This window comes from Pseudomonas sp. 5P_3.1_Bac2 (assembly GCF_025465995.1).
In the GTDB taxonomy this organism is placed as follows: Bacteria; Pseudomonadota; Gammaproteobacteria; order Pseudomonadales; family Pseudomonadaceae; genus Aquipseudomonas.
Map to the genome: position 1 here is coordinate 194,099 of NZ_JANLNY010000004.1, position 20,453 is coordinate 214,551.

22 protein-coding genes are annotated in these 20,453 nt (G+C 59.3%); all 22 read left to right on the forward strand.

Translation table 11 applies throughout. From position 1 onward, the window contains the following. Positions 1-8 precede the first annotated feature (8 nt). Entirely contained in the window at positions 9-1,496 is a 1,488-nt protein-coding gene (gene putP, locus NTD81_RS02225) for a sodium/proline symporter PutP (protein WP_262178960.1), read from the forward strand. Between the two features lie 140 nt (positions 1,497-1,636). Then, on the forward strand, positions 1,637-1,885 hold the full coding sequence (locus NTD81_RS02230; RefSeq protein ID WP_262178962.1) for a VF530 family protein: 249 nt from the start codon (positions 1,637-1,639) through the stop codon (positions 1,883-1,885). An 87-nt stretch (positions 1,886-1,972) separates the two neighbouring features. After that, positions 1,973-2,302, forward strand: coding sequence for a flagellar hook-basal body complex protein FliE (fliE, locus tag NTD81_RS02235; protein WP_262178964.1), 330 nt, complete (start codon positions 1,973-1,975; stop codon positions 2,300-2,302). Between the two features lie 14 nt (positions 2,303-2,316). After that, positions 2,317-4,104, forward strand: a complete 1,788-nt coding sequence (gene fliF / locus NTD81_RS02240; protein WP_262178967.1) for a flagellar basal-body MS-ring/collar protein FliF — start codon at positions 2,317-2,319, stop codon at positions 4,102-4,104. Beyond that, positions 4,097-5,113 (forward strand): flagellar motor switch protein FliG, encoded by a 1,017-nt coding sequence (gene fliG / locus NTD81_RS02245; protein WP_262178971.1) that lies wholly within the window; start codon positions 4,097-4,099, stop codon positions 5,111-5,113. The genes fliF and fliG overlap by 8 nt, the downstream gene beginning before the upstream one ends. A 3-nt stretch (positions 5,114-5,116) precedes the next feature. Next, on the forward strand, positions 5,117-5,893 hold the full coding sequence (fliH, locus tag NTD81_RS02250; protein WP_262178973.1) for a flagellar assembly protein FliH: 777 nt from the start codon (positions 5,117-5,119) through the stop codon (positions 5,891-5,893). Further along, positions 5,883-7,244, forward strand: coding sequence for a flagellar protein export ATPase FliI (gene fliI / locus NTD81_RS02255; RefSeq protein ID WP_262178976.1), 1,362 nt, complete (start codon positions 5,883-5,885; stop codon positions 7,242-7,244). Before fliH ends, fliI begins: the two co-directional genes overlap by 11 nt. A gap of 3 nt (positions 7,245-7,247) precedes the next feature. Then, positions 7,248-7,700 carry a flagellar export protein FliJ gene (fliJ, locus tag NTD81_RS02260; RefSeq protein WP_262178979.1) on the forward strand — a complete coding sequence of 151 codons (453 nt, stop codon included), beginning with the start codon at positions 7,248-7,250 and terminating at the stop codon, positions 7,698-7,700. A 95-nt stretch (positions 7,701-7,795) separates the two neighbouring features. Continuing rightward, positions 7,796-8,143 carry an Hpt domain-containing protein gene (locus tag NTD81_RS02265; protein ID WP_262178982.1) on the forward strand — a complete coding sequence of 116 codons (348 nt, stop codon included), beginning with the start codon at positions 7,796-7,798 and terminating at the stop codon, positions 8,141-8,143. Positions 8,144-8,235: 92 nt separating this feature from the next. Continuing rightward, positions 8,236-9,486: a flagellar hook-length control protein FliK gene (locus NTD81_RS02270; protein ID WP_262178985.1), complete on the forward strand. Its 1,251-nt coding sequence runs from the start codon at positions 8,236-8,238 to the stop codon at positions 9,484-9,486. Positions 9,487-9,717: 231 nt separating this feature from the next. Then, positions 9,718-10,242, forward strand: a complete 525-nt coding sequence (gene fliL, locus NTD81_RS02275) for a flagellar basal body-associated protein FliL (protein ID WP_262178988.1) — start codon at positions 9,718-9,720, stop codon at positions 10,240-10,242. Positions 10,243-10,255: 13 nt separating this feature from the next. After that, complete coding sequence (gene fliM, locus NTD81_RS02280; RefSeq protein WP_262178990.1) at positions 10,256-11,227, forward strand: flagellar motor switch protein FliM; 972 nt, start codon at positions 10,256-10,258, stop codon at positions 11,225-11,227. Positions 11,228-11,263: 36 nt separating this feature from the next. Continuing rightward, a complete protein-coding gene (gene fliN, locus NTD81_RS02285) occupies positions 11,264-11,734 on the forward strand; it encodes a flagellar motor switch protein FliN (protein WP_262178993.1) in 471 nt (156 codons plus the stop codon). Between the two features lie 2 nt (positions 11,735-11,736). Beyond that, positions 11,737-12,189, forward strand: coding sequence for a flagellar biosynthetic protein FliO (gene fliO, locus NTD81_RS02290; RefSeq protein ID WP_262178996.1), 453 nt, complete (start codon positions 11,737-11,739; stop codon positions 12,187-12,189). Then, on the forward strand, positions 12,189-12,944 hold the full coding sequence (gene fliP, locus NTD81_RS02295) for a flagellar type III secretion system pore protein FliP (protein ID WP_262178999.1): 756 nt from the start codon (positions 12,189-12,191) through the stop codon (positions 12,942-12,944). Before fliO ends, fliP begins: the two co-directional genes overlap by 1 nt. A gap of 2 nt (positions 12,945-12,946) precedes the next feature. Next, positions 12,947-13,216 carry a flagellar biosynthesis protein FliQ gene (fliQ, locus tag NTD81_RS02300; RefSeq protein WP_262179001.1) on the forward strand — a complete coding sequence of 90 codons (270 nt, stop codon included), beginning with the start codon at positions 12,947-12,949 and terminating at the stop codon, positions 13,214-13,216. A gap of 1 nt (position 13,217) precedes the next feature. Continuing rightward, positions 13,218-13,994 carry a flagellar biosynthetic protein FliR gene (fliR, locus tag NTD81_RS02305; RefSeq protein ID WP_262179004.1) on the forward strand — a complete coding sequence of 259 codons (777 nt, stop codon included), beginning with the start codon at positions 13,218-13,220 and terminating at the stop codon, positions 13,992-13,994. Between the two features lie 3 nt (positions 13,995-13,997). Further along, the gene (flhB, locus tag NTD81_RS02310) at positions 13,998-15,134 is read left to right on the forward strand and encodes a flagellar biosynthesis protein FlhB (protein ID WP_262179007.1); all 1,137 of its coding nucleotides are present in this window, start codon (positions 13,998-14,000) and stop codon (positions 15,132-15,134) included. 223 nt (positions 15,135-15,357) lie between these two features. Then, positions 15,358-17,481: a flagellar biosynthesis protein FlhA gene (flhA, locus tag NTD81_RS02315; protein ID WP_262179806.1), complete on the forward strand. Its 2,124-nt coding sequence runs from the start codon at positions 15,358-15,360 to the stop codon at positions 17,479-17,481. Between the two features lie 15 nt (positions 17,482-17,496). Next, the gene (gene flhF / locus NTD81_RS02320; protein ID WP_262179010.1) at positions 17,497-18,801 is read left to right on the forward strand and encodes a flagellar biosynthesis protein FlhF; all 1,305 of its coding nucleotides are present in this window, start codon (positions 17,497-17,499) and stop codon (positions 18,799-18,801) included. Positions 18,802-18,877: 76 nt separating this feature from the next. Further along, positions 18,878-19,708, forward strand: a complete 831-nt coding sequence (gene fleN, locus NTD81_RS02325; RefSeq protein WP_262179012.1) for a flagellar synthesis regulator FleN — start codon at positions 18,878-18,880, stop codon at positions 19,706-19,708. Then, entirely contained in the window at positions 19,705-20,451 is a 747-nt protein-coding gene (fliA, locus tag NTD81_RS02330) for an RNA polymerase sigma factor FliA (RefSeq protein ID WP_262179016.1), read from the forward strand. Before fleN ends, fliA begins: the two co-directional genes overlap by 4 nt. Positions 20,452-20,453: the final 2 nt, after the last annotated feature.

The window sequence follows — 20,453 nt, forward strand, 5'->3', positions numbered from 1 at the left end:
AGCTCTCAATGACTGCAAATACTCCGATGCTGGTCACCTTTGTGGTTTACATCGCGCTCATGGTGCTAATCGGCCTGTTTGCCTACCGCCGCACCACCAACTTATCGGATTACATCCTTGGTGGTCGCAGCCTGGGTAGTTTCGTCACGGCTTTGTCGGCTGGCGCCTCGGACATGAGCGGCTGGCTGCTGATGGGCTTGCCGGGTGCCATCTACCTGTCGGGTCTGTCGGAAAGCTGGATCGCCATTGGCCTGGTTGCCGGTGCGTATCTGAACTGGCTGTTTGTCGCCGGTCGTCTGCGTGTGCAAACCGAGTACAACGGCAACGCCCTGACCCTGCCGGACTACTTCACCCACCGTTTTGAAGACCACAGCCGTGTGCTGCGCATCTTCTCGGCGCTGGTGATTCTGGTGTTCTTCACCATTTACTGCGCCTCTGGCGTGGTGGCGGGTGCCCGTCTGTTTGAAAGCACCTTCGGCATGTCGTACAGCACTGCGCTGTGGGCCGGTGCGGCGGCAACGATTGCCTACACCTTCGTCGGTGGCTTCCTCGCGGTGAGCTGGACGGACACCGTACAAGCCTCGCTGATGATCTTTGCCCTGGTGCTGACCCCGATTGTGGTGATGATCGCCACCGGTGGTGTTGAGCCGACCTTTACGGCCATCGAGCTGCACGACGCGACGTCCTTCGACATGCTTAAAGGCACCACCTTTATCGGGGTGATTTCCCTGCTGGCTTGGGGCCTGGGTTACTTCGGTCAACCGCACATTCTGGCGCGTTTTATGGCGGCGGATTCGGTTAAGTCGATTCCAGCGGCACGCCGTATTTCCATGACTTGGATGATCGCGTGCTTAGGCGGCACCGTAGCCGTAGGCTTCTTCGGCATCGCTTACTTCTCGGCTAACCCCGCGTTGGCGGGTCCAGTGACCGAGAACCCAGAGCGGGTGTTTATCGAGCTGGCCAAGCTGCTGTTCAACCCATGGATTGCCGGTATCTTGCTGTCGGCCATTCTGGCCGCGGTCATGAGTACCCTGAGCTGCCAGCTGCTGGTGTGCTCCAGCGCCCTGACCGAAGACTTCTACAAAGCCTTCCTGCGTAAAGATGCTTCGCAGAAGGAGCTGGTATGGGTCGGTCGCGCCATGGTCCTGCTGATCGCCGTGATCTCCATTGGCCTGGCAGCCAACCCGGATAACCGTGTGCTGGGTCTGGTGGCCTATGCGTGGGCGGGCTTCGGTGCGGCCTTTGGTCCGGTGGTGATTCTGTCGCTGGTGTGGAAGAACATGACCCGCAACGGCGCTCTGGCCGGCATGCTGGTCGGTGCCGTCACCGTGATCCTGTGGAAACAGTATCTGGGCCATCTGGGCCTGTATGAAATCGTCCCAGGCTTTATCCTCGCTACCCTCGCCATCCTGATCTTTAGCAAGATTGGCAGTGGTCCGACGCCAAGCATGCTGCAACGCTTTGCTGAGGCGGAAAAGGAATACCAAGCCAGCTGATTGCCGGTTTGTCCAAGCCAAGCCGGCGTCCAGTGATGGGCGCCGGCTTTTTTGTGGGCGAAGGGCGGCTATTAACACTTCCCCAATAGCGGCGCCTTGGCTAAGGTGTCGCAGTTTTCCCCAAGGCAAAGTCCTGACCTATGAGCCAAACACCGCCACGCCCGGCTGCCAGCAAGCCTGCGGCGAATAACCCCCTGCATGGGCTGACCCTTGAAGCGATCCTCAAGGCACTGGTTGAGCACTATGACTGGGATGGTTTGGCCCAGCGTATCGACATCCGCTGTTTCAAGAGCGAGCCGAGCATCAAATCCAGCCTGACTTTTTTACGCCGCACACCCTGGGCGCGGGAAAAGGTCGAGGCTCTGTATATCAAGCTGCAGCGCCGCTGAACGCAGTTAAGCAAAACTGGCACTTATGTTGCACTAGCTCTGCAAACGCCGCGAAGCGTCAAAAAAATGCGGTTAGTGGAGAGAGTTATGACCCAGGGTATTGAATTCAACCGACTGGTTTTGGAGATGCGCTCCTTGCAGGCCGATGCCATGGCGCGTCAAAAGCCTGTCATGGAGCCGCCGGCTGCCGGTATGCCAAGCTTTTCCGACATGCTCGGGCAAGCCGTGAACAAAGTGAACGAAACCCAGCAAGCCTCCAGCCAACTGGCCAATGCCTTTGAGATGGGCACGGCTGGGGTGGATTTGACGGATGTGATGATCGCTTCACAAAAAGCCAGTGTTTCCTTTCAGGCCATGACCCAAGTGCGTAATAAGCTGGTGCAGGCCTATCAAGACATCATGCAAATGCCGGTTTAAGGTGAGGCTGAATCATGGCTGAGGCAGTTGCTGCAAGCGTCCCCGCAACCACAGACGGTGCTGAGGAAGCAAAAAAGCCCCTATTCGGTCTGGCTTTTTTGGAAAATCTCTCGCAGATGTCAATGCTGCGCCAGGTCGGCCTCTTGGTCGGTCTGGCTGCCAGCGTGGCGGTTGGCTTTGCCGTGGTGCTGTGGTCGCAACAACCTGATTACCGGCCCCTGTATGGCAGCCTAGAAGGCATGGACGCGTCCCAGGTGATGGAGACGCTCGGCGCTGCCGATATTCAATACACCGTCGAACCCAATTCCGGTGCCTTGCTGGTCAAGGCCGATGACCTGGCCCGCGCGCGCATGCGTCTGGCCCAAGCCGGGGTGGCGCCAAAGGACAACAGCGTTGGCTTTGAAATCCTCGATCAGGAACAAGGCCTGGGCACCAGCCAGTTTATGGAAGCCACCCGTTATCGCCGTGGCCTCGAAGGCGAGCTGGCGCGCACAGTGTCGAGCCTGACTAACGTCAAGTCGGCCCGCGTGCATTTGGCCATTCCGAAAAGCTCGGTGTTTGTCCGCGATGAGCGCAAGCCCAGCGCCTCGGTCTTGGTCGAGCTGTACAACGGTCGTGGCTTGGAGCCCAGCCAGGTGATGGCGATCGTCAATCTGGTGGCCAGCAGCGTGCCGGAGATGGACAAGAGCCACGTCACCGTGGTCGATCAGAAGGGCAACTTGCTTTCGGACATGCAAGAAATGTCCGAGCTGACCATGGCCGGCAAGCAATTCGATTACAGCCGGCGGTTGGAGAGCCTGTTCACCCAGCGCGTGCACAACATTTTGCAGCCAGTGTTAGGCAATGGCCGCTACAAGGCCGAGGTGTCGGCGGATGTGGATTTCAGCGCAGTGGAATCCACCTCGGAAATGTTCAACCCCGATCAGCCAGCCCTGCGCAGCGAGCAATCGGTTAATGAGCAACGCACCAGCAGCCAGCCGCCGCAAGGCGTCCCAGGCGCGCTGAGCAATCAACCACCGGCTGCCGGTAATGCGCCGCAGCAAGCCACTGCCGCTGCACCGACGGCAACTGGCCCTGTGGCCGCCGGGCAACCGCTGTTGGATGCCAACGGCGCGCAGATTATGGACCCGGCCACCGGTCAGCCGATGCTGGCGCCGTATCCGGCGGATAAGCGCGAGCAGTCCACGCGTAACTTTGAGCTCGATCGCTCGGTGAGCTACACCAAGCAGCAGCAGGGCCGTTTGAAGCGCCTGTCGGTCGCCGTGGTGGTGGATGATCAGCTGAAGATTAATCCAACCACCGGCGAAGCCACCCACGTACCGTGGAGCGCGGATGATCTGGCCCGCTTTACGCGCCTGGTGCAGGACTCGGTGGGCTTTGATGCCAGCCGTGGCGACAGCGTCAGCGTGATCAACACGCCGTTCAGTGCGCAAACCGGGGAAGAGTTCGAGGCGATTCCGTTCTACACCCAGCCTTGGTTCTGGGACATCATCAAGCAAGTGCTCGGTGTGCTGTTTATCCTGATTCTGGTATTTGGCGTGTTGCGTCCGGTGATGAAAAACATCAGTGGCAACAAGGGACAAAATCAGGGCAATGACGATGATGTCGATCTCGGCGAGATGGGCGCCTTGGGTGGTGACTTAGCCGAAGATCGGGTCAGCCTCGGTGGCCCGCAAAGCATCCTGCTGCCCAGCCCGAGCGAGGGTTATGATGCCCAACTCAACGCGATTAAGAGCTTGGTAGCCGAAGATCCGGGCCGTGTGGCTCAGGTAGTGAAAGAGTGGATTAACGCCGATGACTGAGACTCGCTCCGCCAGCAAAATGACTAAGGTCGAAAAGGCCGCCATTCTGCTCTTATCCCTTGGCGAAACCGACGCGGCGCAAGTGCTGCGCCATCTCGGGCCGAAGGAAGTGCAGAAGGTCGGTATGGCCATGGCCGGCATGCGCAATGTGCAGCGTGAGCAGGTTGAACAGGTCATGGGCGAGTTCGTCGAAATCGTCGGCGACCAAACCAGCTTGGGGGTGGGCGCCGACGGTTATATCCGCAAGATGCTGACCCAGGCCTTGGGCGAAGACAAAGCCGGCAACCTGATCGACCGGATTCTGTTGGGCGGCAACACCAGCGGCCTGGACAGCCTGAAGTGGATGGAGCCGCGCGCCGTAGCCGATGTCATCCGCTACGAGCACCCACAAATTCAAGCCATTGTGGTCGCCTACCTGGACCCGGATCAGGCCGGCGAAGTGCTCAGCCATTTCGATCACAAGGTGCGTTTGGATATTGTCCTGCGCGTGTCGTCGCTCAATACCGTGCAGCCGGCGGCACTGAAAGAACTCAACCAGATCCTTGAGAAGCAATTCTCCGGCAGCTCCAACACCAGCCGTGCGGCGCTGGGCGGGGTCAAGCGCGCGGCCGACATCATGAACTTCCTCGACAGCTCGGTGGAAGGGCAGCTGATGGACGCGATCCGCGATATCGACGAAGACCTGTCGATGCAGATCGAAGACCTCATGTTTGTCTTCGACAACCTGGCCGACGTCGACGACCGGGGCATCCAGGCGCTGCTGCGCGAAGTGTCTTCGGACATCCTGGTGCTGGCCCTCAAAGGTGCCGACGAAGGTGTCAAGGACAAGGTATTCAAGAACATGTCCAAGCGTGCATCCGAGCTGCTGCGCGACGATCTGGAGGCCAAGGGGCCGGTGCGGGTCAGCGACGTGGAAACAGCGCAGAAAGAAATCCTCACCATTGCCCGGCGTATGGCCGAGGCTGGGGAAATTGTCCTCGGCGGCAAGGGTGGCGAGGAGATGGTCTAAGCCATGTCCAGCCATGACTCGCCCAGTGACCTGATCCGCGCCAAAGACCTCAAGGGTGTGGATGTCTGGGCCTTGCCCAGTTTCGATCCGGCGCTGCCTGAGCCCGAACCTGTGCCCGAGGCCGAGCCGGAGGTGGAAGAGGCGCCGCTCGAGAGCGAAGAAGTCGCCATCGAAGATGTCAAACCCTTGACTCTGGAAGAGCTTGAGGCGATCCGGCAGGACGCTTACAACGAGGGTTTCAGCACCGGCGAAAAAGACGGCTTCCACGCCGGGCAGCTCAAGGCCAAGCAGGAGGCGGACATCGCCCTGGCGGCTAAATTGGCCAGCCTGGAACAGCTGATGGGCCAGTTGCTCTCGCCCATTGCCGAGCAGGATCAGCAGCTCGAAGAGGCGCTGCTGGCGCTCGTGGAGAAAATGGTCAGCCAGGTCATCCAGCGGGAGCTGCGCAGCGACTCCACGCAGATTCGCCTGGTCCTCAATGAGGCGCTCAAGCTGCTGCCCATGGGCGCCAGCAATATCCGTATTCACGTCAACGCCCAGGACTATGAGCTGATCAAGGCCCTGCGTGAGAGCCACGAAGAACACTGGCGCATCCTCGAAGACGACAGCTTGCTGCCGGGCGGCTGCCGGGTTGAAACCGAGCTGAGCCGCATCGACGCCAGTGTTGAAAGCCGCCTCAATCAGGTGCTCAAACAGCTGCATGAACAGCAGCTGGAGCAGCGTATGCACCCGCCCAAAGCGGATCTGCAGCTCGACTTGGATCAGCCGGATGCGCCTTGACCGCATCAGCTTCGTCAAGCGCTTAGGTGCGTACAGCGAGGCCGTGGAATTACCCCGTCAGCCTCTGTTGGAAGGCCGCCTGCTGCGCATGGTCGGCCTTACTCTGGAAGCTGAAGGTTTGCGCGCGCCCTTAGGCGCCCGCTGTCTGGTGATTAACGATGACAGCTATCACCCGATGCAGGTTGAGGCCGAGGTGATGGGTTTTTCTTCCGGGAAAATCTTCCTCATGCCGGTCGGCAGCCTGGCTGGCATTGCCCCAGGCGCGCGGGTGGTGCCGCTGGCTGATAGCGGGCGCCTGCCCATGGGTCTGGCCATGCTCGGCCGGGTGCTGGATGGCGCGGGTCGGCCTTTGGATGGCAAAGGCGGGATCAAAGCGGATGACTGGGTGCCGATGGATGGGCCGACGATCAACCCGCTTAATCGCCACCCCATCAGCCAGCCGCTGGATGTGGGCATTCGTTCGATCAATGGCTTGCTCACCGTTGGCCGCGGCCAGCGTTTGGGTTTGTTTGCCGGTACCGGGGTGGGTAAGTCGGTATTGCTGGGCATGATGACGCGCTTTACCGAGGCGCAAATCATCGTGGTCGGTCTGATCGGTGAGCGGGGGCGCGAAGTTAAAGAATTTATCGATGAGATCCTCGGGGCTGAGGGCATCAAGCGTTCGGTGGTCGTGGCGTCCCCAGCCGACGATGCACCGCTGATGCGCCTGCGCGCGGCGCAGTACTGCACGCGCATCGCCGAGTACTTCCGTGATCAGGGCAAAAACGTCCTGCTGCTGATGGATTCGCTGACCCGCTACGCCCAAGCGCAGCGGGAAATCGCCCTGGCCATTGGCGAGCCGCCGGCCACCAAAGGCTATCCGCCGTCGGTGTTTGCCAAGCTGCCCAAGCTGGTGGAGCGCGCCGGCAACGCCGAGGCCGGCGGTGGCTCGATCACCGCGTTCTACACCGTATTGTCCGAGGGTGATGATCAGCAAGACCCCATCGCCGATGCTGCGCGCGGCGTACTCGACGGCCACTTTGTATTGTCGCGGCGCTTGGCCGAGGAAGGGCATTACCCGGCCATTGATATCGAAGCCTCGATCAGCCGGGTCATGCCGCAAGTGGTCAGCCCTGAGCACATGCGCCTGGCCCAGCGCTTTAAGCAACTGTGGTCGCGTTATCAGCAGAGTCGCGATCTGATCAGCGTCGGCGCCTATGTGCCGGGCGGCGATGCCGACACCGATCTGGCCATTGCTCGCCAGCCGAACATGGTTGGCTACTTGCGCCAGGGTCTGCACGATAACGAAAGCATGGCCGACAGCAGCGCCCAACTGGCCGCTGTGTTTAATCCCAAGCCCGCTGGCCCATAAGCCATGGCCCTAAGTCGCGCCGCACGTTTAGCCCCAGTGGTGGAGATGGCCGAGCGCGCCGAGCGCGAAGCCGCCACCCAATTGGGGCGTTGTCAGGGACAGTTGCAGCAAGCCAGGATGCAAATGGCCGAGCTCGAGCGTTACCGCGCGGACTATCAACAGCAGTGGATCAATGAAGGCCAGCGCGGTGTGTCCGGGCAATGGCTGATGAATTACCAGCGCTTTTTGTCCCAGCTAGAAAGCGCCATCGGCCAGCAGCGCAACAGTGTGGCCTGGCACCAAAGCAATATGGATAAGGCGCGGCAAATCTGGCAGCAGCGTTATGCGCGGTTGGAGGGACTGCGCAAGTTAATCCAGCGTTATCAAGATGAGGCGCGGCGCATCGAGGATAAGCGCGAGCAAAAATTACTGGATGAATTAGCGCAACGATTGGCGCCAAATGAGCCATTGTCTTAGCCGTTTGTAAGTGAATCGATATAAGTCTTGTAGTTTTCTAGTCTGACTGCGGCATAATCGGTCAATCACACGCACCATGCTAAGGGAGCTAGCCGTTGTCCGATAACCATCTCGATAGTGCTGTACTGGCGGCTTTGCAAGATGTAATGGAGGACGAGTATCCGCTGCTGCTGGATACCTTTCTGGCCGACTCGGCCGAGCGCCTGCAAGGTCTGCGTCAGTGTTTGCAGCAAGCGGATAGTCATAACCTGCGTTTAGCGGCCCACAGCTTTAAGGGCAGTTGCAGCAATATGGGCGCGCGGGTGCTTACCGATCTGTGTAAGCAATTGGAGCAAGCGGCGCGACTTGAGCAACTGGGTCTGGCTGGGGTCTTGATCGAGCAGCTGGAGCTTGAGTTCGCCAGCGTCAGCAGCCTGTTGCAAGAAGAGCGCTGCCGTTACTAAGGCTGCGCCGCCATCCCTAAGTGGTGCGGGTTAATAAGTTGGCCCGCGCCTTGCAAAGCTCCGTGCATAACTGACCAGAACGGAGCGTTTCCATGGCTGTTGCCGCCGATCTGCTGCTGACTTCCGTCGCAGATGTAAAGCCCCGGGCCACCCCGGCTAAGGCTCCCGAAAACAATAACGGGGCTGACAAGGACGGGCCTTCCAGCTTTTCCAAGGTCTACGCTAACCAGCGCGAAAGCACGGCAGCGGCCCGCCAGGCTGACTCGGCCAAGGCAGCCCGCGAGCGGCAAAGCAGTCGCGCGGACGCCGAGCCCGCGCCTGCCGATTCTGCCGCCAGCAGTGAGGCCGTTGCCGAAAGCGGCAAGCCCTTGCCGAGTGAAAACAGCGCTGAAGCCCCGGCTGAGCAGGACGGTGATCTGAGCGAGCAGCCGCAGCCGCTCGATCCCTTACTGCTGTTCGGGCTGACCGGCGAGTTACCGGCGGAGCCTGTCGCGCCTCTGGTGATCAGCACCGGCCTCGGCAGCGTTGGCGTCGATGAAGCCGGAGAGGCCAGCATGACTGACGGGCTCGGTAGCCTGGAGCCGCTGGCCGCCGAAAAATTGGCGCTAGATATCAGCGCGCAAGCTAAGCAATCCGGCGATGCCAGCAAGCTGAGCACTCCGGGCCTGCAGCAAAATCTGCTGGCGGCGGCGTTGGGCGAGGACGCGATTGAGCCAGAGGGGGAGAATCTGGAATTACCCGAGCTGCAATTGCAGGAGCTTGCCGGTAAAAGCCTGGAGGCGATGAAGGAGGGCACCGCCAATAATGCCCCGGAAAACTTCGTCAGCCGTCTTAACGCACTGAGCCAAGCGCTGAATCAGCCGGCGACCCATGCCAGTCGCGCGCCGCTGGTGGGGCAACCGGTAGCCATGCAGCAGGGTGGTTGGAGCGAGGCGGTGGTCGACCGCGTGATGTTGATGTCCAGCCAAAACCTGAAAAGCGCCGAGATTCAATTGGAGCCCGCTGAGTTGGGGCGTCTGGATGTGCGCATCAGCGTCAACCAAGACCTCAACCAGGTGGCTTTTTCCAGCCCCCATGCCGGCGTGCGCGAGGCTCTGGATGCGCAGATGAACCGTCTGCGTGAGATGTTCAGCCAACAAGGTTTGGGGCCGCTGGATGTCAGCGTATCGGATCAATCCTTGCAGCGCGGCTGGCAAGGCCAGGGCGGCGAGGGCAGCGGCAGTGGTCGCGGCAGCAATCAGGGGCTAGGTGCCGGCGATGACAGCGAGGGCTTAGTGTCTAGCGTAGAGAGTGCCCCGAGCGCCGCCACTCGGGCGCGCAGCCTGGTGGATTATTACGCCTAAGGTTACTTGGTACTGTAGTTGCGTAACGCTGTGATCTAAACTGCCAAACGCCCGTTGCCGTGATCGGTAACGGGCGATTTTTTTTCGCCCAAGCTACGGCCAGTGGCGGCTGCAGCGCCTTTGTTCAAAGGCGTGTTCAAGATTTGAGCGAGTGAGCTTAAAGACTGGCATAACACTTGCTCTTAACCCTTTGATAACGGAACAAACTCCGAATAACGACGGATTATTGGCATGGCTAAGAACGACGCAGCGCCTGCAGCAAGCGCGGGAGAAGGCAAACCAGCGGGCAGAATGAAACTGATCATTCTGATTGCCCTGGCGGTCATCGCCGCGGTGGGCTTGTCGGTGGGCGGTACTTGGTTCTTCTTAAGCAAGCAACACGCCTCCAGTGTTGAAGCTGCCCCTGAGGCCGCAGCTCCAGCCGTGCCGGTGAAACTGCCGGCACTGTATGAAGAGCTGGCCCCGGCCTTTGTGGTCAATTTCAACCAGCAGGGCCGTGCCCGCTATATGCAGGTCAACGTAGCCTTGATGGCTCGTGACCAAGCGCAGCTGGATGCCCTTAAAGTGCATATGCCCGTGCTGCGTAATCGCCTGGTGATGCTGTTCTCCTCTGCGGATTTTGCCGCGCTGATGACCCCTGCTGGCAAAGAGGCGCTGCGTCAGCAAGCCACCGCCAGCGTGCAGGAGTTGGCAGTGAAAGAGACCGGTAAGCCTACGGTCGAGCAAGTGTTGTTCACCAATATTGTGTTGCAGTAGCTAGGAGCCCTTTATGGCAGTCCAAGATCTGCTTTCCCAGGACGAGATCGATGCCTTATTGCACGGCGTTGACGATGGCTTGGTTGAAACCGAGGACGAAGCCGAACCGGGAAGCGTCAAGCAATATGACCTGACCAGTCAGGATCGTATTGTCCGCGGTCGTATGCCGACCCTGGAGATGATCAACGAACGTTTCGCCCGCTATACCCGTATTAGCATGTTCAACCTCCTGCGCCGCTCGGCGGATGTGGCCGTGGGCGGTGTGCAGGTGATGAAGTTTGGTGAGTACGTGCACTCGCTGTATGTACCGACCAGCCTCAACCTGGTGAAGATGAAGCCACTGCGTGGCACCGGCCTGTTTATCCTCGACGCCAAGCTGGTGTTCAAACTGGTGGATAACTTCTTTGGCGGTGACGGCCGGCACGCCAAGATCGAGGGGCGCGAGTTCACTCCCACCGAGCTGCGTGTCGTGCGCATGGTGCTGGATCAGGCATTTGTCGACCTCAAAGAAGCTTGGCATGCGGTGATGGATATCAACTTCGAGTACGTCAACTCGGAGGTCAACCCGGCCCTGGCCAATATCGTCAGCCCCAGCGAAGTGGTGGTGGTCTCGACCTTCCATATCGAGCTGGATGGCGGTGGCGGCGACCTGCATATCACCATGCCGTATTCGATGATTGAGCCGATCCGCGAGATGCTCGATGCCGGCTTTCAGTCCGATGTCGACGACCAGGATGAGCGGTGGATCAAGGCCCTGCGCGAAGACATCATGGGGGTCAGCGTGCCCCTGGGCGCGACCATTGCCCGCCGTCAGCTCAAGCTACGCGACATCCTGCATATGCAGCCCGGTGATGTGATCCCGGTGGAGCTGCCTGACGACGTCATTCTCTGTGCCAACGGCGTGCCTTCATTCAAGGTCAAGCTGGGCGCACACAAAGGCAACCTGGCTTTGCAGGTGCTCGATCCCGTTGAGCGACAGCGCTAACGGTTAACCCCATTCAACGCCAGCCGAGGACAGACGATGGCAGACGAACACGAAAACCCAGGCACCTCCGCCGAAGAACAAGCCCTTGCTGATGAGTGGGCGGCGGCCCTGGAAGAGGCGGGCGATGCCGGCCAAGACGATATCGATGCCATGTTGGCGGCCAGCAATCCGGCGCCTAAGCCACCGCGCGCGCCGATGGAAGAATTCGACAGCCAGCCCAAATCCAATCTGCCGGTGAACCTGGATGGGCCCAACCTGGATGTGATTCTGGATATTCCGGTGTCGATTTCCATGGAAGTGGGCAACACCGATATCACCATCCGTAACCTGTTGCAGCTGAACCAAGGCTCGGTCATCGAGCTCGATCGTCTGGCCGGTGAGCCGCTGGATGTGCTGGTCAACGGCACGCTGATTGCCCACGGTGAAGTGGTGGTGGTTAACGAGAAGTTCGGCATCCGCCTGACTGACGTGATCAGCCCCAGCGAACGTATTAAGAAGCTGCGCTAAGCATGGGCAAATATCTCTTTGCCCTGTTGTGCTTGCCGGGCTTGGCCTTGGCCGCCGAGCCTGCGGCAACAGCGGCAACAGCGGCAACAGCGGCAACAGCGGCGCCATCCAGTGCTGAACTGGGCGGCCAGCTAGCGCAGATGCTGTTTGGCCTGTTGCTGGTGATCGGCCTGATCTTTGCCTTGGCTTGGTTGCTGCGTCGTGTGCAGCGCATCGTGCCCAAGGGCGGCCAGGTCATTAAGGTGCTCGCCACTCAAGCTTTGGGTCCGCGTGATCGTCTGTTGTTGGTCCAGGTTGGCGAAGAGCAGGTGCTGCTGGGTTTTACCCCAGGCAATCTGACTGCGCTGCATGTCTTGCAAAAGCCCGTTGTACTGCCTGAAAGCGAGCCGGCCACGGGTGAATTTGCCCAGCGCTTGCTGGAGCTGTTGGGTAAGGATCACAAGGACAAGTCGTGATGAGTCTGTGGCGCCTGCTGCTGGTCTTGGCATTAACCCTGGTGGCGCCGCTGGCGTTGGCGGCGGACAACCCCTTATCGATTCCGGCCATTACCCTGAGTACCGACACTCAGGGCCAGCAGGAATATTCGGTCAGCCTGCAAATTCTGCTGATCATGACGGCGCTGAGTTTTATCCCGGCGTTCGTCATGCTGATGACCAGCTTCACCCGCATCATCATCGTGTTTTCCATTCTGCGGCAGGCGCTGGGCTTACAGCAGACGCCGTCGAACCAGATTCTGGTGGGGCTGGCGCTGTTTCTGTCGATGTTTATCATGGCGCCGGTGTTCGAGCAGATTAACCGCGAAGCCCTGCAGCCCTATCTGAATGAGCAGATGACGGCGCAGGATGCCTTGGTTAAGGCCGAAGGGCCGATGAAGCACTTTATGCTGTCGCAAACCCGCGAGAGTGATCTGGAGTTGTTTGTGCGGCTGTCTAAGCGCACCGATATCGCCAGCCCTGAGGCGACGCCGCTGACTATCCTGATCCCGGCTTTCGTCACCTCAGAGCTGAAAACCGCGTTTCAGATCGGCTTTATGATCTTTATCCCGTTCCTCATCATCGACATGGTGGTGGCCAGCATTCTTATGGCGATGGGCATGATGATGCTGTCGCCGCTGACCATTTCCCTGCCGTTTAAGATCATGCTGTTTGTGCTAATTGATGGCTGGGCGCTGATTATGGGCACCCTGGCTGCCAGCTTCGGAGGGACCTAGCCATGACCCCTGAGGTGGCGCTGGATTTGGTTCGGGAAGGGCTGTGGCTGACCGCCATGATTGTCACCGTCATGGTGGTGCCCAGCCTGGTGGTGGGCTTGCTGGTGGCGATGTTTCAGGCGGCCACGCAAATCAACGAACAAACCTTAAGTTTCTTGCCGCGGCTGCTGGTCATTCTGATCGCCCTGATCGTGGCCGGGCCGTGGTTAGTGCGCAAGTTGATGGAGTACACCACCAACTTGATCCTCAGCATTCCACAGATGATTGGCTGAGATGTTGGAGCTGAGCAACGCGCAAATCGGCGCTTGGGTAGCCAGTTTTGTGCTGCCGTTGTTCCGTATCGCTGCCTTGCTGATGTTTATGCCTTTGCTCGGCTCGCAACTGGTGTCGTCGCGGGTGCGTCTGTACTTGGCGGTGGCCATCAGCCTGGCGATTGTGCCGAGCTTGCCGCCGATGCCGGAAATCGAAGCGCTGAGCCTGAAGACGGTGTTTCTGATCGCTCAGGAAATCCTGATTGGCTTGATGCTGGGCTTTACCTTGCAGCTGTTGTTTCAGGTGTTCAGCATCGCCGGGCAGATTATCGCCACGCAAATGGGCTTGGGTTTTGCCTCTATGGTCGACCCCACTAACGGCGTGTCGGTGCCGGTGATCGGCCAGGTGTTTACCATCTTGGTCAACCTGCTGTTTCTGGCCATGAACGCCCACTTGGTGGTGTTTGAGGTGATCACCGAGAGCTTCTTTACCCTGCCGGTAGGCAGTGGTTTTCAGGTCGACAGTTATTGGCAGTTGGCGCACAAGCTCAGCTGGGTCCTGGCGGCGGCGCTGCTGTTAGTGCTGCCAGCGGTGACGGCGCTGCTGGTGATCAACCTGGCATTTGGCATCATGACCCGCGCGGCGCCACAGCTGAACATCTTCTCCATCGGCTTCCCGCTGACCTTGGTGCTGGGTTTTATTATCGTCTGGGTGTCGATGGCCGATCTGATCAGCCAGTATCAGCTGTTCGCCAGCGAGACCCTGCAACTGATGCGCGATTTGGTGCAGGCGCGATAAGCCATGGCCGAATCGGAAAGCGGTGCCGATAAGAGTGAGGAACCTACCGAGAAACGCCTGCGCGAATCCCGGGAAAAGGGCCAGGTTGCCCGCTCCAGAGAGCTCAGTACGCTGGCCGTGACCCTCGGTGGCTTTGGTGGCTTGTTGGTGTTTGGCGGCAGCATGGGGACGGCCATGCTCGACATCATGCGCGGCAACTTCAGCCTGAGCCGTGAAGTGATCATGGATAAAGAAAGTATGGCGCTGTGGCTGGCGGCCTCTGGGCAGCATGCGTTGGAGTCGATCTTGCCGTTGTTGTTGGTGCTGATGGCGATGTCGGTCCTCGGGCCGATTTCCCTGGGCGGTTGGCTGTTCTCCACGGAGAGCATGGCGCCTAAGTTCAGCCGGATGAATCCGCTGGCCGGGCTCAAACGGATGTTCTCCACCCAGTCTTTGGTCGAGCTGCTCAAGGCGTTGGGTAAGTTTTTGCTGATCCTTATCGTCGGCATCAGTGTCCTGCACGCCAAAGAGCAAGACTTGCTGGCCATGGCTCAGGAGCCGATCGAGACGGCGATCATGCATGCTTGTGTGGTGGTGGGCTGGAGCTCGTTTTGGATGGCCTGCGGGCTGATTCTGATTGCCGCGATAGATGTACCGTTCCAGCTCTGGACCAGCAAGCAAAAGCTGATGATGACCAAGCAGGAAGTGCGCGACGAGTACAAGGACAGTGACGGTAAGCCTGAGGTTAAACAGCGTATTCGCCAGTTGCAGCGGCAGATGGCGCAGCAGCGCATGATGCAAGCCGTGCCTGAGGCCGACGTGGTGATCACCAACCCGACGCACTTTGCCGTGGCCCTCAAGTACGACCCGCAGAAGGGCCATGCGCCGGTGCTGCTGGCCAAGGGTGGGGACTTCGTAGCCCTGAAAATCCGCGAGATCGCCAATGAGCATCAGGTCATGGTGCTTGAATCGCCGGCCTTGGCGCGGGCGGTGTATTACTCCACCGAGCTGGATGAAGAAATCCCCGCAGGTCTGTATCTGGCCATCGCTCAGGTGTTGGCTTATGTCTATCAGCTGCGCCAATACCAAAGCGGCAAGGGCAAGCGGCCGCCGCCCTTGGCCGATCTGCCGATCCCGCCAGACCTGCGCCGGGACGAATAAACGCGCGCCGGGCGCTCCTAGCTCTCGGTCAGTTCGTCGCGCCGAGTGCGCGTTGCTCAATATCCTGCCTGCGGTTTTTCAACTGCGCTTGGCTGTAGATAAAAACTGCTTATCTTTCATGCGCCTGTGTCTATCTAGGAAAGTTGGACAGGTTTTTGCAATGCTCAGCCTAGAGGCGTCTTAAGCGTCAAAAGATTGAATTGGCTGGGGTAAGCAAGTGGCAATAGATCGCTCACAACTGATCAGTGATGCGCGCAGTAATTTATCTGGGTTGCGCCATGGCAACCTAGGTATTCCGCTGCTGTTGCTAGTCATGCTGGCCATGGTGATGTTGCCGATCCCGCCGTTTTTGCTCGACGTGCTGTTCACCTTCAGTATCGCCCTGTCCATCGTCGTCTTGCTGGTGGCGATTTACGCCTTGCGGCCCTTGGATTTCGCCGTATTCCCGACTATTTTGCTGGCCGCTACCTTGCTGCGCCTGGCTCTCAACGTGGCCTCCACGCGGGTGGTGTTGCTGCATGGGCAGGATGGTCACGACGCTGCCGGTAAGGTGATCCAGGCCTTCGGCGAGGTGGTGATCGGCGGCAACTACGTGGTCGGTATCGTGGTGTTCGCCATCTTGATGATCATCAACTTTGTGGTGGTTACCAAGGGTGCCGGGCGCATCTCGGAAGTGAGTGCGCGCTTCACCTTGGATGCCATGCCCGGCAAACAAATGGCCATCGACGCCGACCTCAACGCCGGGCTGATCGATCAGGCTGAAGCCAAGAAGCGCCGTACCGAAGTGGCTCAAGAAGCAGACTTCTACGGCTCCATGGACGGTGCCAGTAAGTTCGTGCGCGGCGATGCCATCGCCGGTCTGCTGATTCTGTTTATCAACCTGATTGGCGGCATGGCCATCGGCATTTTGCAGCACGATCTGAGTTTTGCTGAGGCGGGCAAGATCTACACCTTGCTGACCATCGGTGACGGTCTGGTCGCTCAAATTCCATCGCTGCTGCTGTCCACCGCTGCGGCGATCATGGTCACCCGCGTGTCCAGTTCCGAGGACATGGGCGCGCAGGTCAACCGTCAAATGTTTGCCTCGCCGCGCGCGCTGGCCGTAACTGCCGCCGTGATGATTGCCATGGGCCTGGTGCCTGGCATGCCTCACGTGCCCTTTATCGGTTTGGGCTTAATCGCCGCAGGCGCTGCCTATTGGATTGCCAATCGCCAGCGCAGCAAGAAAGAGCAAGAGATTAAAGAGGTGAAACGCCAGCAGGAGTTGCTGCCGGCGCAGCGTGCTCAAGAGGTTAAAGAGCTGGGTTGGGACGACGTGATTCCGGTCGATATGGTCGGCCTCGAAGTCGGCTACCGCTTGATTCCGCTGGTGGATCGCAACCAAGGCGGGCAACTGCTGGCGCGGATCAAGGGCGTGCGCAAAAAACTCTCGCAAGACCTGGGGTTTTTGATGCCCTCGGTGCATATCCGCGACAACCTGGATCTGCAGCCGAACGGCTATCGCCTGACCCTGATGGGGGTCACCGTGGCCGAGGCGGAGGTGTATCCGGATCGCGAATTGGCGATTAACCCCGGGCAAGTGTTTGGCCCACTGAATGGCATTGAGGCTCAGGACCCGGCCTTCGGTTTGGCGGCAGTGTGGATCGATGCTAATCAGCGCGATCAGGCGCAGTCTTTGGGGTACACCGTGGTCGATGCCAGTACCGTGGTCGCCACCCACTTAAACCAAGTGTTGCACAAGCACGCCCATGAACTGCTCGGCCACGAGGAAGTGCAGCAGTTGATGCAGGTGCTTGCCAAGAGCTCGCCGAAACTGGCCGAGGAGTTGGTGCCGGGGCTGATCTCCCTGTCGACCTTGCTCAAAGTGTTGCAGGCCTTGCTGCAGGAGCAGGTGCCGGTGCGCGACATTCGCTCGATTGCCGAAGCTATCGCCAATGTGGCACCAAAGAGTCAAGATCCCGCCGCGATGGTGGCTGCAGTGCGCGTCGCGCTGGCTCGCGCAATCGTGCAAAGCATTGTGGGACTAGACGCCGAGCTGCCTGTGATTACCTTGGAACCAAGGTTGGAACAGATATTGCTAAATAGTCTGCAGAAGGCCGGGCAAGGCGCGGAGGATGGCATCCTCCTCGAACCAGGCATGGCGGAAAAGCTGCAGCGTTCTCTAGTGGAAGCGGCGCAGCGTCAGGAAATGCTCGGCAAGCCGGTGATTCTGCTGGTGGCCGGTCCGGTCCGGACGATGTTGTCGCGTTTTGCGCGGTTGGCGGTTCCGAATATCCATGTATTGGCGTACCAGGAAATTCCGGATAACAAGCAAGTCACCATCGTTGCGACGGTGGGGCAGAACTAACCGAGGTTACAGGCCATGCAGGTCAAACGCTTTTTTGCCGTCGATATGCGCTCCGCCATGAAGCTGGTGCGCGATGAGCTGGGTGCGGATGCCTCGATCATTGGTAATCGCCGTGTGGCGGGCGGGGTCGAGCTGACCGCGGCCATCGATTATCAGAGCCAACCCGCCCCGGCTGTCCGCGAAGGCAATGCGGCGCTGGCCGATGAGTTGCGTAAAACCCAGGCGAAAATCGCTCAAGCCCATGCCGAGCTGAGTACCCGCAGCACCCAAGATTCTGCTAAAGACCGCCAACTGTTTGGCGGCGAACCCGAACTGCATGCCGAGAAGCTGGCCGCGGCGTTGCAAGGCAAGCCGGAGGCGGCCCAGCCTGGCGCCAGCCAAGACGCACTAGACGCGATGCGCTTTGAGCTCAACGGCCTGCGCGAGCTGATTGAAGTGCAGCTGGGCTCCATCGCCTGGAGCCAGGTGCAAAGTCACAAGCCGCAACAAGCCAACCTGTGGCGGCGGTTGCAGCGCATGGGCATGCCGGCGGATCTAGCCAAAGGTCTGCTCGAGCGCGTCGCCACCATCAGTGATCAACGCCAAGCTTGGCGCATGCTCCTGGCGCACTTGTCACACAGCATCCAGACCCCAGCCCAAGAGCCCACCGAAGAGGGGGGTGTGATCGCGCTGGTCGGCCCGGCTGGCATGGGCAAGACCACCACGTTGGCTAAGCTGGCGGCCCGTTATGTTCTGAAATACGGCTCGCAGCACATCGCCTTGGTCAGCATGGACAGCTACCGCATTGGTGCTCAGGAGCAAATCAAAACCCTCGGGCGTATTCTCAATGTTCCGGTGACCTTGGTTGATCCAGGCCAATCCCTGACCCAGGCGCTGGCGCCATTGGCGCGTAAACGCCTGGTGTTGATCGACACCGCCGGCTTGCGCAGCAACGATGCGGCGCTGCGCATGCAGCTCGAAGCCTTGGCGAGCCGGGGAGTGAATGCGAAAAATTATTTGGTCATGGCGGCAACTAGCCAGGGTCAAGTTCTGAAAGCCGCCTACCATAGCTATAAGCGTTGTGGTTTGGCGGGCTGCATCATTACAAAAACGGATGAAGCAGTGAGTTTGGGCGAGGTTTTAGGGCTGGCAATTAGCCAGCGTCTCCCGGTAGCCTATCTGGCCGATGGTCCACGTATTCCGGATGATCTACAGGTACCGCGCAGTCATCAATTGGTTAGTCGAGCGGTAGGCCTGCAAGCTGAGCAGGATCCCAGTGCGGACGTCATGGCGGAAATGTTTGCCGGTCTCTATCAACAGCCGGCCCGTCAAGTGGGTTAATTGTCACGTTGTGGGATCTTATTGCAGTTGAGCAGTCCTAATGGCTCCACTCGAAGTTAGACAAGGTGTGTAGAAGATGGGTATGCATCCCGTACAGGTGATTGCGGTGACCGGCGGCAAAGGTGGCGTCGGCAAGACCAACGTATCAGTGAACCTGGCACTGGCCCTGGCTGACCTCGGTCGTCGGGTCATGCTGATGGATGCTGACTTGGGCTTGGCCAACGTTGATGTGCTGCTGGGCCTCAACGCTAAACGTACCTTGGAAGACGTCATCAAAGGTGAGTGCGGACTGCGCGATGTCCTTCTGCAAGGCCCCGGTGGCATCCGCATTGTGCCTGCAGCCTCGGGCATCCAGAGCATGGTGCAGCTGTCGCCATTGCAGCACGCGGGACTGATCCAAGCCTTTAGCGATCTCAGCGACAACCTCGACGTCCTGATCATCGACACGGCGGCCGGTATCGGCGATGGCGTGGTCAGCTTCGTGCGCGCCGCGCAAGAAGTGCTGGTGGTGGTCTGCGACGAGCCGACCTCAATCACCGACGCCTACGCGCTGATCAAGCTGCTTAACCGCGACCACGGCATGACCCGTTTCCGCGTGTTGGCCAACATGGCCCACAGTCCCCAGGAAGGTCGCAATCTGTTTGCTAAGCTGACCAAGGTGACCGATCGCTTTCTGGATGTAGCCCTGCAGTATGTGGGCGCGGTGCCTTACGACGAATGCGTGCGTAAGGCGGTGCAGAAGCAGCGGGCGGTTTATGAGGCTTTCCCGCGCTCGAAGTGTTCCCTGGCGTTTAAAGCAATTGCCCAGAAGGTTGATGCGTGGCCGCTACCGGCCAACCCGCGTGGCCATCTGGAGTTTTTTGTTGAGCGTTTGGTGCAGCAGCCGTCCGCGGAAACAGGAATATGACAGCAGCTTCTGGACTTCGTATGTATAGCAAGGCTCAGGCGCAAGACTCACAGCATCAGTTGATTGAGCGTTATGCGCCTTTGGTTAAGCGCATCGCCTACCACTTGTTGGGCCGTCTGCCGGCCAGTGTGCAAGTCGATGACTTGATCCAGGCCGGCATGATCGGCTTGCTTGAGGCCGCGAAGAAATACGATTCCAGTAAAGGCGCTAGTTTTGAAACTTTTGCGGGCATTCGCATCCGTGGGTCTATGCTCGATGAAGTGCGCAAAGGTGACTGGGCGCCGCGCTCGGTGCATCGCAATAGCCGCATGGTCAGTGACGCAATTCGAGTTATTGAAGCAAGAACGGGGCGTGACGCTAAAGATCAAGAGGTTGCAGCCGAACTCCAATTGAGTCTCGAAGATTACTACGGCATTCTTGGCGACACTTTGGGCAGCCGTTTGTTCAGTTTCGACGATCTATTACAGGACGGCGAACATGGCGGCATGAGCGAAGACGCAGACAGCAATCCAACCGAACCCTCGCGTGACCTGGAGGATGAGCGTTTTCAGGCGGCCCTGGCGGATGCCATCGCCAACTTGCCTGAGCGCGAACGTCTCGTGCTGTCGCTTTATTACGATGAAGAATTAAATCTTAAGGAGATCGGCGAAGTGTTGGGGGTTAGCGAATCTCGCGTTAGCCAACTACACAGCCAATGTGCCGCGCGCTTGCGGGCGCGTTTGGCTGAGTGGCGAGCCCACTAAGC